We start from the raw sequence: 13,933 nt of genomic DNA on the forward strand, positions 1-13,933 counted from the left end.
TGCAGGAGTCAGCCCTAAATGGTTATTTTGATGTCGCCAAACTATCTTAAATAACCATGAGTAAAAGTAGTAATTTCTTCGGACAGCCGACATATGGTCAGCTGATAAAATCACTTGATCGTGAAAAAATAGTTGAAATCAGCCGAAAACACGGCGGAGAGAAGTATGTCAAGAGCTTTGACGGCTATACGCATTTGCTTACGATGCTATATGCTGTCATACAGCGCTTCGATTCATTGCGTGAGATAGAGACTTCTATGACAGCCGAGGTACGCAAACTCCATCATGTAGGCATTGACACTGTGCCCAGGCGGAGCACCTTGTCGGATGCAAATGCCAGACGTTCAGAGAAGTTCTTTGAAGATGTATACCGCGACTTGTATGCAGCCAATAAAGACATTCTTTCCTCGGACAGCCGACGCAATGGCACGGAAGAGTGGATAAGACGGCTTAGAATCATCGATTCCACTACAATCACGTTGTTCTCCAATGCTATTTTCAAGGGTGTTGGCCGTCATCCGAAGACGGGAAAGAAGAAAGGCGGCATCAAGGTACACTCGGTCATACATGCCAACGAGGGCGTTCACTGCGACGTACAGTTCACTTCGGCAGCGACCAATGACTCCTTCATGCTTGCACCGAGCCATTACAGCCACAACGAGATAGTAGCACTTGACCGTGCATATATCAACTATGCCAAATTCGAGGAACTGACGGATCGAGGGGTGGTATATGTAACCAAAATGAAGAAAAACCTCAGTTATGAAATACTTGTGGACTGTATGCACCAGAATCCGCAGGGACTGATGGAGTACCGTGAACAGGTCGTAGTGTTCCGTAAAGACGGCATCAACCACATTGCAAGAATAATCACATACGTTGACATTAAGAAAGGCAAGAAGCCAAAACTTATATCGCTTCTCACCAATGACTTCGACATGCCTCTGGAGACAATCGTGGCCATCTACCGTCGCCGATGGCAGATTGAGTCGCTTTTCAAGCAGATAAAGCAGAACTTCCCTTTGCGATACTTCTATGGCGAAAGTGCCAATGCCATAAAAATACAGATTTGGGTAACGCTCATAGCTAATCTGTTGCTCTCGGTCTTACAAAGCACCTTGCAAAGGCGTTGGAGCTTTTCTGGACTGGCTACAATCGTCAGAATTGTACTGATGTATTATCTGAATCTCGAAAAGTTCCTAAATCAGCCCGACGCTGACTTGAAAATCATGCTCGCAGAGGCCTCGGAATCCCCTCCTGAAGATCCCGAAAACTGCTGAGGGGGCTTGTCAAATACAAAAAGTAAGCCCAACTTCTGCTGTTCAAGAAGTTGGACTCACCCTTTTATGGTTTAGCGGACAGTAAAATTATAAAACCAGAATTTTCTCTACAGTTCGATCGACCACTTGTCGGTGGCTACATATGCAGGAAAACGTCGGCGACCTTCATGCAGAGACTCTTTGTCAAGGACAGCATAAATAAGCCCCTTACGTGTGTCATGGACAGGCTTTCCGAGATTGTCGTATATACCCGAATCACTGTCGAGATATTCTCCGTAGGCATCCTTGCCCGAACGGTCGGCACCGACAACATATATCTGATTCTCCACAGCACGCGCAGCAAGGAGTATCTTGAACTGATCGGCACGCGAGTGGGGCCAGTTGGACGGCACAATGAGTACATCATACATATCGTCAGGACGATTGCGTGTCCACACTGGGAAACGGATGTCAAAACAGATGACTATACGGAATACCCATCCGAGATAGCTGATGCGCGGAGCCATATCGCGTCCCGGGGTGTAGACTTTATCCTCGGTCGACAGCGGGAACAGATGACGCTTGTCATAGAAAGTGACGGTGCCCGAAGGCTCCATAAAGAAGCCACGGTTGAAGTAGTGCCCTGCCCCATCGGTAACAAGGAAGCTTCCTGCGACAGCAAAGCCGAAACTTTTCGCCCAACGACGCAGAGACTCCACAGTGGTGCCGTCATTGCTCTCAGCCAATTTCTCAACCGAATCAATGTCAGGGACAAAAGCGGTGGTGAACAGTTCGGGGAGGACCACCAGATCGGTGTCAGGCTCCACCAGCCTTAAGGCGCACTCCACGGCGATAATGTTTTCCTCCGGCGAGGCATACACAATGTCGAAAGGTATGGCACAAATCTTCATTCGGCAGAGAATTTATCGGATCGTATCCCTTGAAACCCGCGATAGTACTCCTTGACCGCACGCATGTCAGCCTGGATATCGCCTGTAGGGGTAAAAGTCTTTTCCAGATGCACCAGCTTGCGCTCTGCATCAATCGCGCCGAGCGCCACAGGGATCTTAGCCTCATAGGCTATGTGGAGGAAACCTGTGTGCCACTCGGTGACACGCGACCGTGTACCCTCAGGGGCTATGGCAAGGCACAGGCGTGATGATTCGTTGAACTTACGTATAATAATATCTGTCAACGACGGACCGCCACGCTTGCGTGACACAGGGATACCGCCAAGAGCCCGGAAAAGATATTTCATAGGGAAGAAGAACCAGGATTCCTTCATAAGGAACCCGGCCTTGCGACCCAATGACCAATAGGCGAACTCACAGAGCAAGAAATCCCAGTTGGATGTGTGGGGTGCTACACAGACGATGCTCTTCGGATAGTCGGGGACAGAACATATCACCCGCCATCCGAAGAGCTTCAATACGCTTTTACAGAATCCCATTATACGCTATCAATTCGCCTCACCCTCGGCAAATCCGAGTTCGAGTATATGTTTCATCTGCGCCTTGCGTTCCTCGGGGGTGGACACATTCGGCACGGCGGCATTCATCTCCTTGAGGATCTCCTGAATACGCGCGTTGAAATGCTCTCTGAGCTTGGCATAGGAAGCCTTGAAATAGGCTCGACGAGCCATAATATATTCCTTTCTGGAATTATAGCCTGACGGCACTCCTGGGAAGTCGATGCTCACAAGCCTGAGAGCTGACTGCTGAAGATCGGCAAGCTGATAGATGATCTCATTGAGCTTTTCGCGGCTTATGCCGGGGATTGCTAACTTAGCTAACACACATTCGCCTGCGAGAGCTCCGCAGATACGATGAATCTCTTTTTTAAGGAGTCGTTTGTTGGCTGCCATAAGTATATATGTTTAGAATGGATGATTTTTTCTTTAAACAACGGTCTGTGCGTTTTCGTTCATAAGAATCTTCTTAAGTGCCTCGTACGAGGCTGATATGCGCGGATGGGTGGATCGATGAGCCGAATCCTGAATGTCCTTGACCTTGAACTCAACACCTGTGGCATCACTGACGGCACGAGGGAATTTAGAGGGATGGGCTGTGGCAAGGAATATCCCTTTCTCGCCCGGCCTGAGGTCATCGCGCAATGCCGCGAGAGCCGCTGCTCCATGCGGATCAAGGAGATAGGAATCAGCGGAATATGTACGCGACATGGACCCGAGAATATCCTCGTCGGTATATGAATACCCTTTGACAAACCTTGACAACGGTCCGTAGTCACTCCCGAACAGGTCGAGAATGCGCGAAAGGTTGGATGGATTGCCCACGTCCATGGCACATGCCACCGTACGTACTGCCCTACGCGGTATGAACTTACCGGACAAAAGATAATTGACGGTAACGTCATTGGCATTGTTGGCAACAACAAAGCGAGTCACCGGCAACCCCATCCTCCATGCAAGAAGACCGGCTGTGAGATTGCCGAGATTGCCGGAAGGGACCGACACCACCACATCGTCGGGGAAACCACCTTCACTGCCGACAAGCGAAGCGTAGGCATGGAAGAAATAGAACATCTGAGGAAGAAGGCGGCAGATGTTGATGGAATTGGCAGATGTGATGTCAAATTCCTGGCGAAGTTCGACATCGGCAAATGCTTCTTTGACAAGACGCTGGCAGTCATCGAATGTGCCAAGGACCTCTATGGCATGCACCTGGCTGCCAGGTACATTGAGCCGGTCAAGCTGCATGCGTGACAACCGTTCAGAAGGATATAATATGAAGAGTTCAACCCCCGGAACGTCCTTGAATCCTGCTGCGACGGCACCACCCGAATCTCCGGATGTAGCCAACAACACTTTCACCATACGAGATTCAGACCGAGATGACAATCGGCTGATCACGCGCGCAAGGAACCGTGCGCCGACATCCTTGAACGCAAGTGTCGGACCATGAAACAATTCGAGAGAATATATGTCTTTATCAATCCTGACAAGCGGTATGTCAAACGAGAATGTGTCATTGACGATTTCCCTTATATCAGAAGAATCGATATCGGATCCAAGCATCAAATCGGCAACGACAAAAGCTATGTCGCGGATGCTCATTCCTGATATATTATTGAAGAATGCCTTAGGTATCACCGGAATACGTTCAGGCATGTACAGACCACCATCGGGCGCGAGACCGTTCATGACGGCTTCCCTCAGTGTGGCTGAGGGTGCTTTTCGATTAATGCTGTAGAATTTCATATATTCCTAAAATAACACTTTTGCCAACGAGTCCTCCTCCTCGGTGATACAGTCAACGAAGCCGCGCTCATAGTCGGCAGAAGCCTGTGGACCGAGACGGTCATTGATGTTGGTGATACGTGCCCTCACATCGAGCAGAGCATCCTGCAAGGCTGCTTCGTCATCACTCACTGCAATGACGCGCCTGGCATGCTCACGACCGAGCGAGTAGGCTTTGCGGTCCTTCACATCGGGACTGACATTGCCTTTGGCTCCGCATCCGACCACCACCGATGCAAAGGTAGCGAAAATAATTGAAAGAAGTGTATTCCTAAGCTTCATGAAATTTTTTTGAAATGTAATCGGTAAGGGCATCTCTCACCTGCTCCATCAGCCATCGCGGAGTAGATGTGGCTCCACATATGCCTACAGACTCGGCACCGCTTATCCAGGAAGAGTCAAAATCATCGGATGACGATACAAGATAGGTGCGTGGGTTCACTGCCCGGCATTCATTGTAAAGCACCTTGCCGTTGCTGCTTTTGGCTCCAGCCACAAAAAGCACCACATCATGAGCTCCGGCAAACTCCCGCAGATGGTTGACCCGGTTAGCTACCTGACGGCATATTGTATCGAAATACCTGAAACTTACGCCCGGGGCTTTCCGACGCTCTATCTCCCGGGTCATTTCGGCAAATCCGCTCAGCGGCATTGTGGTCTGGGAATAGAGCGCGATGTCGCGGCTGAAATCTATACGGTCGAGCTGAGACAGGTTCTCCACCACAATCGCCTCTCCATTGGTCTGCCCTACAAGGCCGTTGACTTCGGCATGTCCTGCCTTGCCATATATCACTATCTGCGGGCGAGGCTCATCATTGTCGTAAGTGTCCTTGATGCGACGCTGAAGCTGCAACACCACAGGACAAGTGGCATCGACAAGCTCTATGCCGAGCCGAGAAGCCACGGCATATGTCGATGGCGGCTCGCCATGGGCTCGTAAAAGCACCCTCGATCCACACAGGCGCGGAAGATCGTCGTGAGTTATGGTCGACAACCCTTTTCTCTCCAGGCGTTCCACCTCATCACTGTTGTGGACAATATCACCAAGGCAATAGAGAGGCGCGTCGGTACGCTCCAACTCCTCCTCAGCCTTGCGTATGGCAGTCACCACTCCGTGGCAAAACCCTGAGCGGGCATCTATCTCTACCAACATCAGCCTAAAGATGAGATACGACTTCTGTAGAGGTCAAGTAGCCAAGAGTTCTGCTCATCGATAGTCATTGATGAGTTGTCGAGACGCACGGCATCATCGGCACAACGCAAGGGACCCTCGGCACGGGTCTCATCAATATGGTCGCGGGTGCGAACATTGTCGAGGACTTCCTCGAATGTCACACCGGCACCCTTCTCAACAAGTTCCTTATAACGGCGTTCAGCCCTACGCTCAGCCGAGGCGTCGCAGAACACTTTCATCTCGGCATCGGGGAAAACGACTGTGCCTATGTCGCGTCCGTCCATGACTATCCCCTTTCTCTCCCCATAGACTGCTGCATTCTTACAAGAGCATGACGCACCTGGGGGATAGCTGCCACGGGTGATACACAGTTGCTCACCTCAAGGGTGCGGATATCAGTCTCCACAATCTCGCCGTTGAGAGTCGTTGACTGGGAGTTTCCGTCAACAAGGAAGTCAATGCTTATATCAGGTAGAGCAGCAACGATGGCATCCACATCAGGATCCACACCTTGAGCCACCATGCCATGACGCATGGCCCAAAGAGTTACGGCACGGTACATTGCGCCTGAATCGATGTAACGATAACCGATCTCAGATGCGAGACGGCGAGCCATAGTGCTTTTGCCTGACGAGGAATATCCGTCGATGGCTATAATGATTTTAGGTTCAGAACTCATATAAAGTTGTAGAAAGATTAAGCATTATTGTTGTAGCTCCGGTGTGGGGCTGAGCCATGGCGACACCAAGAGCAAAATTGCGCACATTCAATCCGAGACAAGCAGAGAATCCTGAAAGGATGCTACGCCTGTAGGTAGACATGTCAGTGCGCGTACGATAATTGTATCCAAGCCCGAAGCGGAAATTATCGGACGCACGGAAATCCGCACCAAACACGAGGTGGCGGAACAGATTGGACACAAAACGGTCCTTAACCTGCGGCTTGCCGCCGTCAGAGCCGTCGCCATTGTCATAATAAGGCAAATGCCACTTGGTGAGATCGTGGGCTGTGAGCGAGAGAATGAGAGGAACACTTCCGAGCCCTTTGCTGACACCGAGTCTCACATCGACAGGCACACGCTCATACCGACGGTCAAAACGCTTCACCTGTCCTCCGAGATTGGCAACCACAGCCGAAAACGACAAGTCACTGTCAGGGTCGTAATAATTCACACCGATATCGGTAGCAATTGCCATTGCAGAATACGCATCATAGGATGAGTAGACATATTTAAGGCTCGCCCCACCCCGCCAATTGCCGGTGATATCGTGAGCATAAGTGGCAGATACCACCATGTCCTTAGGTGAAAAATCACCTGTCAGCACTCCGTTTATGTCAGCTCCCTTGATATCTCCATAGCCTAAATACTGCACTCCGACAGCCCACGCGCCATGCTCTCCGGCTTTCATGCCAAATTTCACTCCGGCAAAATTGCTGTCGCCGACATAGCGCATATAATTGACACCCAACTGCATTCCCACCTCCGGTCCGAGCAATCCCGGATTGCGGTCGGAGGCATTTATGTCGTCATCTATATTTGAGATGTTAATCCCACCCAAGCCGTAGGCAAGAGTGGACGACGGAACATTCAGAAAAGAATAGAACGTGTCACCACTACCCTGAGCCCATGCGGAAAATGCACACAGACCCAAAGCACCCAGCAAGAACGTCACTCTAAAGATATTGCCTGGACGGAGTTTCATATATAATCTGAACGTTCACACCGGGCACTTTATTGTGAGTGCAGAGAAGTTTACTTTATATGTTCGCGTGCCTCTAACAGATATCTCGACATAGCTTCGGAATCATGAGCCTTGACTATCTCAAGCAACTCGTTGAGTTTGCCCACTATACCTTCAAGCTGTGACGAGGTGTGAGGGTTGAAAAGAATCTCGCTCACCAGATAATCGTCCTCACTCATTAGCCCTTCGGCAATCTGCATATGACGCTTGAAAGTGGTGCCCGGAGCCTCCTGGTGCTTCATGACAGACGCGAATGCGAGAGTAGCTGCAAACGGTATCGAAAGCGAATAGGCGATAGTCTCGTCGTGCTGCGCGAAGGTGTACTCAACGATGTTGAGCCTAAGCCTGGTATAAAGGTCCCTGAAGAACACTTTGCCAAGATGATCACCCTCCGAGATGATTATGGCGTTCTCGTTGCTAAGGTTGCTAAGCGATGCAAAGGTAGGTCCGAACATGGGATGTGTGCTCACAAAAGGATGTCCGCATCCGGCATAGAATTCCGGCAATCCGGTCTTGACCGACGCAATGTCACTGATGATGCATCCGTCGGGCAGATAAGGCATCACCTGGCGGAAGGCATCAATGGTGTATTTAACCGTGGATGCATTTATGACCAACTGAGGCAGGAACCCATCCACCTCCTCAATATCGGAGAACCTTCTGGCATTGAACGTGAAACGCAGACGCTTCGGGTCGGGGTCGTAGACAGCGACATCGTGGTCAAATGACAACAGGTCACAGAAGAAGGAGCCCATCTTTCCGGCTCCAAGTATAAGGATTTTCATTACGACTGCTTTTTATTGTTTAGCTCCACCTGTATGCGCACCGACTCCTCGTGGATTGTCGACAGTATCGAACGCATGAAATCCTCGCTCATGCCCATTGACTTGGCAGCAAGCACACGCGTGGTCATGATATCATCGTAACGCCCTGCCTGGACTACAGGCATGTTGTGCTCCTTCTTGAAAGCACCGATCTCACGCGACACATTCATCCGCTTTCCGAGCACTTCGATCAGTTCGTTGTCAAGCTGGTCGATCTGACGACGCAGATGCACAAGATTCTCGGTGGGGACAGGAGCGTCACGGAACACAAGATTGTCGAGAATAACACCAAGCACCTCGGGAGTTATCTGCTGGTTACGGTCGCTCCACGCACAGTCAGGATCGCAATGGCTCTCTATGATAAGACCGTCGAATCCCATATCGAGGGCCTGCTGGGAGAGGGAGGCAATGAGTTCGCGCTTGCCTCCTATATGACTCGGGTCACATATTATAGGAATGGAGGGGAAACGGCGGCGCAGCTCCAAAGGTATGCGCCACTGCGGATGATTGCGATAAATCTGCGGTCCGTAAGTGGAGAATCCGCGATGTATGACACCAAGACGGCGGATACCTGCGTTATAGAGGCGTTCGAGCGCACCTATCCACAGGTCGAGGTCGGGATTGACAGGATTCTTGACAAGCACTGGTATATCCTTGCCCGCATCTTTAAGCACATCGGCAATCTCCTGCATTGCGAACGGATTGGCAGACGTGCGCGCACCTATCCACAACAGGTCTACTCCATATTCAAGAGCCGCCTCGACATGACCTCGGTTAGCCACTTCGGTCGACACTTTCATACCGGTCTCCTCCTTTACCTTATTGAGCCAAGCAAGCCCCGGAACACCTATACCCTCGAAGCCTCCCGGCTTGGTGCGAGGCTTCCATATGCCTGCACGAAATACTTTTATGCCTGCACGCGCAAGACCGCGGGCTGTGGTCAGGACCTGTTCTTCGGTCTCTGCGCTGCACGGACCTGAAATTATGATGGGACGGTTGAGCTCAACACTGTCTATAGCGAGCGGGAGAATATTTTCCATGTTATTCTTATCTTATTTTGTAGTATAGAGAATATTGTAAGATTATTTTGACATAGCCTTCCGTATGCGGTCAAGAGCTTCGGAAAGCTTTTCCTCAGGGGCGCAAAGGGAGATACGGATATACCTCTCACCGTTATGTCCGAATATGAATCCAGGGGTCACAAACACCCTTGCCTCATCAAGAATCCTGTCGGCAAGACGCTCTGAGTCCACCTCAGGATCGCTTATGCGCCCCCACAGGAAAAGTCCCGACTGAGAAGGGTCGAACGTGCAGCCTAAAGCCTCCATGATGCGCTCGGCTATGACACGCCTTGAGGCATAGGCGGCATTCAGGCTTTCGTGCCAGCCAGCCTCCTCCTCAAGAGCCTTGGCGGCAGCAAGCATAAGCGGCTTGAACTGACCGGAATCGATATTGCTCTTGATGCGCAGTATCCATGACAGGAACTCCGGGTTGCTTATAGCCACCCCTACACGCCATCCGGGCATATTGTGGCTCTTGCTTAGCGAGTTCAGTTCTATGGCTATCTCCTTTGCTCCCGGCACAGAAAGGATGCTCATAGGTTCAGGATTGAGAATAAACGAGTATGGATTGTCATGCACGATGACTATTCCGTGACGCCTTCCGAAATCGATAGCCTTCTCAAAAGTCTCCCTGCGGGCTTTAGCACCTGTAGGCATATGCGGATAATTGAGCCACATAAGTTTCACACGAGTAAGGTCGAGACGTTCGATCGCATCGAAATCAGGCTGCCAACCGCTATCCTCCGTAAGATCGTATGTGACAACTTCCGCTCCTGCCATACGGCTTATGGATGAATATGTTGGATAGCCCGGGTCGGGTATCAGCACCTTATCTCCGGGATTCAAGAAAGCAAGGGATATGTGGGTCACCCCTTCCTTAGAGCCGATGAGAGGCTGTATCTCGGTGAGAGGGTCGACCTCTACCCCATACCATCTCCCATACCATCGGGCAAACGCCTCACGGAGCTGTGGAACACCGACATGTGGCTGATATCCATGATTGGAAGGGTCATGGACAGCTTCAGCCATAGTCGTTATGACGCCTGAGGGTGGCGGAAGGTCGGGACCTCCGATCCCGAGCGATATTATATCAATGCCCCGGCTACGAAGAGCTGATATCTCTTTAAGTTTTGTAGAGAAGTAATATTCCTTTATCTGCTGTACTCGTTGTGAGGGTTGAATATTCATTGCTGACAAGTATTTTTTCCGGCATGAGTCACGCCATAAATTATAAACGTTCAATGAGTCACTTTTGCTTCGGAGTATTCACCGAGAATACTTAAATCACGAATCAGAGGTCGCACCGCATCGATAGCCTGATGCAAACGCAGCAGGCTGTCGAATGTCAGGTCCACATAAAAGCGGTACTCCCATTCCCTCCCGACAATCGGGGTGGACTGTATCTTGGAAAGGTTGATGTCATAGAATGAGAGTATGGTAAGGATCTTTGACAGCGCACCCTGGGTGTGAGGGAGGGTGAACACAATCGATGCCTTGTCGATATCCTGCTCCCCCGGACCTATCTCACCTGCGGTGAGAGCATCGGCAAGAATGAGGAACCGGGTGAAATTACGCTTGTTGGTCTCAATACCACGCTCAAGTATATCAAGTCCGTAAAGCCCTGCGGCATATTCTCCGCACACAGCGGCATGCCCCACAAGGTTATCACGAGCAATCTCCTCGGCACTCCCGGCAGTGTCGAACCGCTCCACAATCTTGAGATTGGGGTGACGACGCAGGTATTGCTCACATTGCATAAGAGCCATCGGATGAGAGTTCACTTCAGTGAGCCGGTCAATCTCCTGCCCGGGAAGCGCACACAACACATGTGAGATGCGCATCTTCAATTCACCTATCACCTTGAGGGTGCTCTGCCGCAGGAGTTCATGGTTCTGAAGTAACGGTCCGGCAATAGTGTTCTCCACTGCCATGATACCCAAAAGCGAGGAGTCGGACGAAAGAGTGTCAAACATTGCCGGGAACGACTCACACGGAATTGTCTCGACCTCCTCTCCCTCAAAGTAAAGATGGGCAGCGGCATCATGGAAGCATCCTGCCACCCCTTGAATAGTGATCTTTTTCATTTCACCTGTATCTTAAAAAATCATCCCGCCTCCTTTGTGTCAAGGAAGCGGGATACTGTATTGTCGATTGCTTATCGGCTATATGCCTTGTTGATCATTCATCGGATTATGTACGCAATGTCCCGCTTCTTATTTTTTTGCAAAATAAAAATAATAAAAAAAGGAATATGCGTAAAATCGTGAATTCATATCAAAATTGATAACTTTTGCTTTCAATTACGCAGCAAAGGTAGGATATATTTTACAAATCACCAAAAATTTATTTAAAAATATCACAAACAAATGGATTGACAGCAGATTGATGACCTACCGGATATGACCACAACACATTGTATATGTCAAATTATCAGACTTTCAACAGGTCTTTTGGGCACACAATGATTATCGTCGGCATCACGATAGTACCTGCAATCTCCATCATCAGTCTTCTCCACGATTCTTACACGCTCTGAGGCATATCCCATAGCCAACACATAGCGAGGCCTATATCGTCCGGACAGTCCGAGAGCCTTGGCTACAGCAGCAGAATCGAACGCTTTGATTATACAGCATGAAATCCCTAACGCCACAGCTCCGAGCGTCAATGCCTGCAAGTGCAGACCGTCATCACAAAGGCAGTCATTCGCGATCTCTGTGTCAATACATTGCACAATATAGGCAGATGGACGTTCGCCACAACCAGGGCCATCCCAATCCTTGTAATACCCCGCCCAGGCAAGGGCGGGAAAAACAGATTCTCTCTCATGGGGGGCTGTCACTATACGATAGCGCAACGGCTGTAGGTTCCTACCTGAAGCACACAGCCTTACAAGCCCCACAATCCTTTCAACAGTGCTTTTTTCAATCCCATGAGACTCATCAAACCTCCTGACAGAACGGTCCGCAAGAAGCATATCCTCCAATATCTGAAATCTATTATCAGTCATAACATCATTGATTGATGGAAATATCATACTTAATCTACTGTGTCTAAAATATGGATACATTGATATCAGATACCCGATACCCGCACCATATACCGACAAAGTTACAAAATAATGCGATAACAAGCCTCACTATCGGCCGGCTTATAATAAAAAGAATCTACATGACACGTCACTATGGCGCAATCCGAAAATACTGTTTCCAAATATCGCTTTTTTGTAGTAACTTTGTAAGTTAAATGACGCACCTGAGATATGAACCGTGTACATCTACTCATAGCCCTTATATCCACCATGCCAAATTACGCCATGGCTGATATATCATTTTCATGGCATGGTGCATCACCGGCTCAGGCAAAGATCATAAATATACCAGCACCCAAATCCTCGGGGATTGACTGCGGGATCAATGTAGCATATGGAACCGACGGATTGAGGATGAGATATGACGCAACATCATCACCCGCAGATGTCAAGTGGTACCGATTTTCCGGCATGGGTGCCGCTTATGCCGATGAGATTGCCTCAAGCGGCAAGGATTCCACAGCTTCGTGGATAGACAATCCACAAGGAGATACGGGATATATAATCGAGGATGGTGACAAAAGGCTTTACATCTGGCTCACCGACTACAGCCGGCATCCGTTGTCGCTCGGAGAGCTTTCGGCTCAGGCGGACCATGATTGCGGGAACATGAATCTCAAGTGTACAGGCAAAGGGGATGAGATACACTATTACTCTATCACAGGCAGACGCATGACGCTTTCGAGAGATATGTCACTCACATATACGTCCCTCATATGGGACGACGCACAAAAGAGTTTTGCAGAAAGCCCTGTAACATCATCTCTCGATCATCTCTCTCCAACTCTACATGTTGAAGCTCCGTTATGCGCGACATCATTCACCCTGACAGGAGACCGATTCTTGCGAGAATGGGGATGTGAGCAGACATACATCTCCCCCACTTTCCAGCCACACAGCATCCTGGCTCACACACAAGCCATACAGTCAACACGATATAACGACAATGAGATATCAGGACCACAGAACGGCACCACACTTGGCGGTTCTGCCCCATGCACAGTGAAATTCATAGCCGATGTGACTGATGCTGCGGTGTTTCATGAATGGCAATTCTCCCATCACCGAGACTTTGAGGACATAATATTCCGTGCCTCCGGAACTGAACTGACTCATACATTCACCGAACATGGCTCCATATATGTGCGTTTATACTGTGCGAACGACGATGCCTCGTGCGAGTATTTCGGTGAAACATATGAAATATTCACAGGCACATCCTCACTGAAATGCCCTAACGCATTCTCACCGTTAAACATGGACGGCGTGAACGATGTATGGAAAGTGAGCTATTCATCAATAATAGATTTTGAATGCCATATATTCAACCGCCACGGCACAAAGATCGTATCCCTGACGGACCCATCACAAGGATGGGACGGCAAGCATGGAGGGAAATATGTACCCGCAGGAGCATATTTCTACACTATACGTGCCCTCGGAGCCGATGGCAAGAGGTATGAACTGTCAGGCGACATAAATATTGTAGAATACAGATAGACACAATAGAAAATTCCAATCTTTAT

14 protein-coding genes and 1 pseudogene are annotated in these 13,933 nt (G+C 49.6%); 2 read left to right on the top strand and 13 right to left on the bottom strand.

Features of this window, described 5'->3' with window-relative positions; translation table 11 throughout:
- Positions 1 to 56 precede the first annotated feature (56 nt).
- Entirely contained in the window at positions 57 to 1,280 is a 1,224-nt protein-coding gene (locus tag EZ315_RS13205; RefSeq protein ID WP_124076696.1) for an IS4 family transposase, read from the top strand.
- A 107-nt stretch (positions 1,281 to 1,387) separates the two neighbouring features.
- On the opposite strand, the gene EZ315_RS13210 is transcribed toward EZ315_RS13205, so the two are convergent.
- From EZ315_RS13210 to EZ315_RS13270, 13 genes and pseudogenes are all read right to left on the bottom strand, one after another.
- A complete protein-coding gene (locus tag EZ315_RS13210; RefSeq protein ID WP_135472496.1) occupies positions 1,388 to 2,170 on the bottom strand; it encodes a nitrilase-related carbon-nitrogen hydrolase in 783 nt (260 codons plus the stop codon).
- Positions 2,167 to 2,709: a 1-acyl-sn-glycerol-3-phosphate acyltransferase gene (locus EZ315_RS13215; protein WP_135472497.1), complete on the bottom strand. Its 543-nt coding sequence runs from the start codon at positions 2,707 to 2,709 to the stop codon at positions 2,167 to 2,169. Before EZ315_RS13215 ends, EZ315_RS13210 begins: the two co-directional genes overlap by 4 nt.
- A gap of 9 nt (positions 2,710 to 2,718) precedes the next feature.
- Positions 2,719 to 3,123, bottom strand: a complete 405-nt coding sequence (locus EZ315_RS13220; RefSeq protein ID WP_135472498.1) for a hypothetical protein — start codon at positions 3,121 to 3,123, stop codon at positions 2,719 to 2,721.
- Positions 3,124 to 3,156: 33 nt separating this feature from the next.
- A complete protein-coding gene (thrC, locus tag EZ315_RS13225) occupies positions 3,157 to 4,476 on the bottom strand; it encodes a threonine synthase (protein ID WP_135472499.1) in 1,320 nt (439 codons plus the stop codon).
- Between the two features lie 6 nt (positions 4,477 to 4,482).
- The gene (locus EZ315_RS13230; protein ID WP_135472500.1) at positions 4,483 to 4,797 is read right to left on the bottom strand and encodes a hypothetical protein; all 315 of its coding nucleotides are present in this window, start codon (positions 4,795 to 4,797) and stop codon (positions 4,483 to 4,485) included.
- Complete coding sequence (locus EZ315_RS13235) at positions 4,787 to 5,671, bottom strand: 4-hydroxy-3-methylbut-2-enyl diphosphate reductase (RefSeq protein ID WP_135472501.1); 885 nt, start codon at positions 5,669 to 5,671, stop codon at positions 4,787 to 4,789. Before EZ315_RS13235 ends, EZ315_RS13230 begins: the two co-directional genes overlap by 11 nt.
- Positions 5,668 to 6,368, bottom strand: a pseudogene (gene cmk, locus EZ315_RS13240) ((d)CMP kinase). Before cmk ends, EZ315_RS13235 begins: the two are co-directional and overlap by 4 nt.
- Positions 6,358 to 7,392: a type IX secretion system protein PorQ gene (gene porQ / locus EZ315_RS13245; RefSeq protein ID WP_135472502.1), complete on the bottom strand. Its 1,035-nt coding sequence runs from the start codon at positions 7,390 to 7,392 to the stop codon at positions 6,358 to 6,360. The pseudogene cmk and the gene porQ overlap by 11 nt, the downstream one beginning before the upstream one ends.
- 50 nt (positions 7,393 to 7,442) lie before the next feature.
- Positions 7,443 to 8,216 carry a prephenate dehydrogenase gene (locus tag EZ315_RS13250; protein WP_135472503.1) on the bottom strand — a complete coding sequence of 258 codons (774 nt, stop codon included), beginning with the start codon at positions 8,214 to 8,216 and terminating at the stop codon, positions 7,443 to 7,445.
- A complete protein-coding gene (locus EZ315_RS13255; protein ID WP_135472504.1) occupies positions 8,216 to 9,295 on the bottom strand; it encodes a bifunctional 3-deoxy-7-phosphoheptulonate synthase/chorismate mutase type II in 1,080 nt (359 codons plus the stop codon). The genes EZ315_RS13250 and EZ315_RS13255 overlap by 1 nt, the downstream gene beginning before the upstream one ends.
- 42 nt (positions 9,296 to 9,337) lie before the next feature.
- A complete protein-coding gene (locus EZ315_RS13260; protein WP_135472505.1) occupies positions 9,338 to 10,504 on the bottom strand; it encodes a pyridoxal phosphate-dependent aminotransferase in 1,167 nt (388 codons plus the stop codon).
- A gap of 50 nt (positions 10,505 to 10,554) precedes the next feature.
- On the bottom strand, positions 10,555 to 11,400 hold the full coding sequence (locus EZ315_RS13265) for a prephenate dehydratase (protein WP_135472506.1): 846 nt from the start codon (positions 11,398 to 11,400) through the stop codon (positions 10,555 to 10,557).
- Between the two features lie 338 nt (positions 11,401 to 11,738).
- On the bottom strand, positions 11,739 to 12,326 hold the full coding sequence (locus EZ315_RS13270) for a nitroreductase family protein (protein WP_170957553.1): 588 nt from the start codon (positions 12,324 to 12,326) through the stop codon (positions 11,739 to 11,741).
- Between the two features lie 252 nt (positions 12,327 to 12,578).
- On the opposite strand from EZ315_RS13270, the gene EZ315_RS13275 reads away from it, so the two are divergent.
- Entirely contained in the window at positions 12,579 to 13,907 is a 1,329-nt protein-coding gene (locus EZ315_RS13275; protein WP_135472508.1) for a T9SS type B sorting domain-containing protein, read from the top strand.
- Positions 13,908 to 13,933 lie beyond the last annotated feature (26 nt).

This window comes from Duncaniella freteri (assembly GCF_004766125.1).
Classification (GTDB): domain Bacteria; phylum Bacteroidota; class Bacteroidia; order Bacteroidales; family Muribaculaceae; genus Duncaniella; species Duncaniella freteri.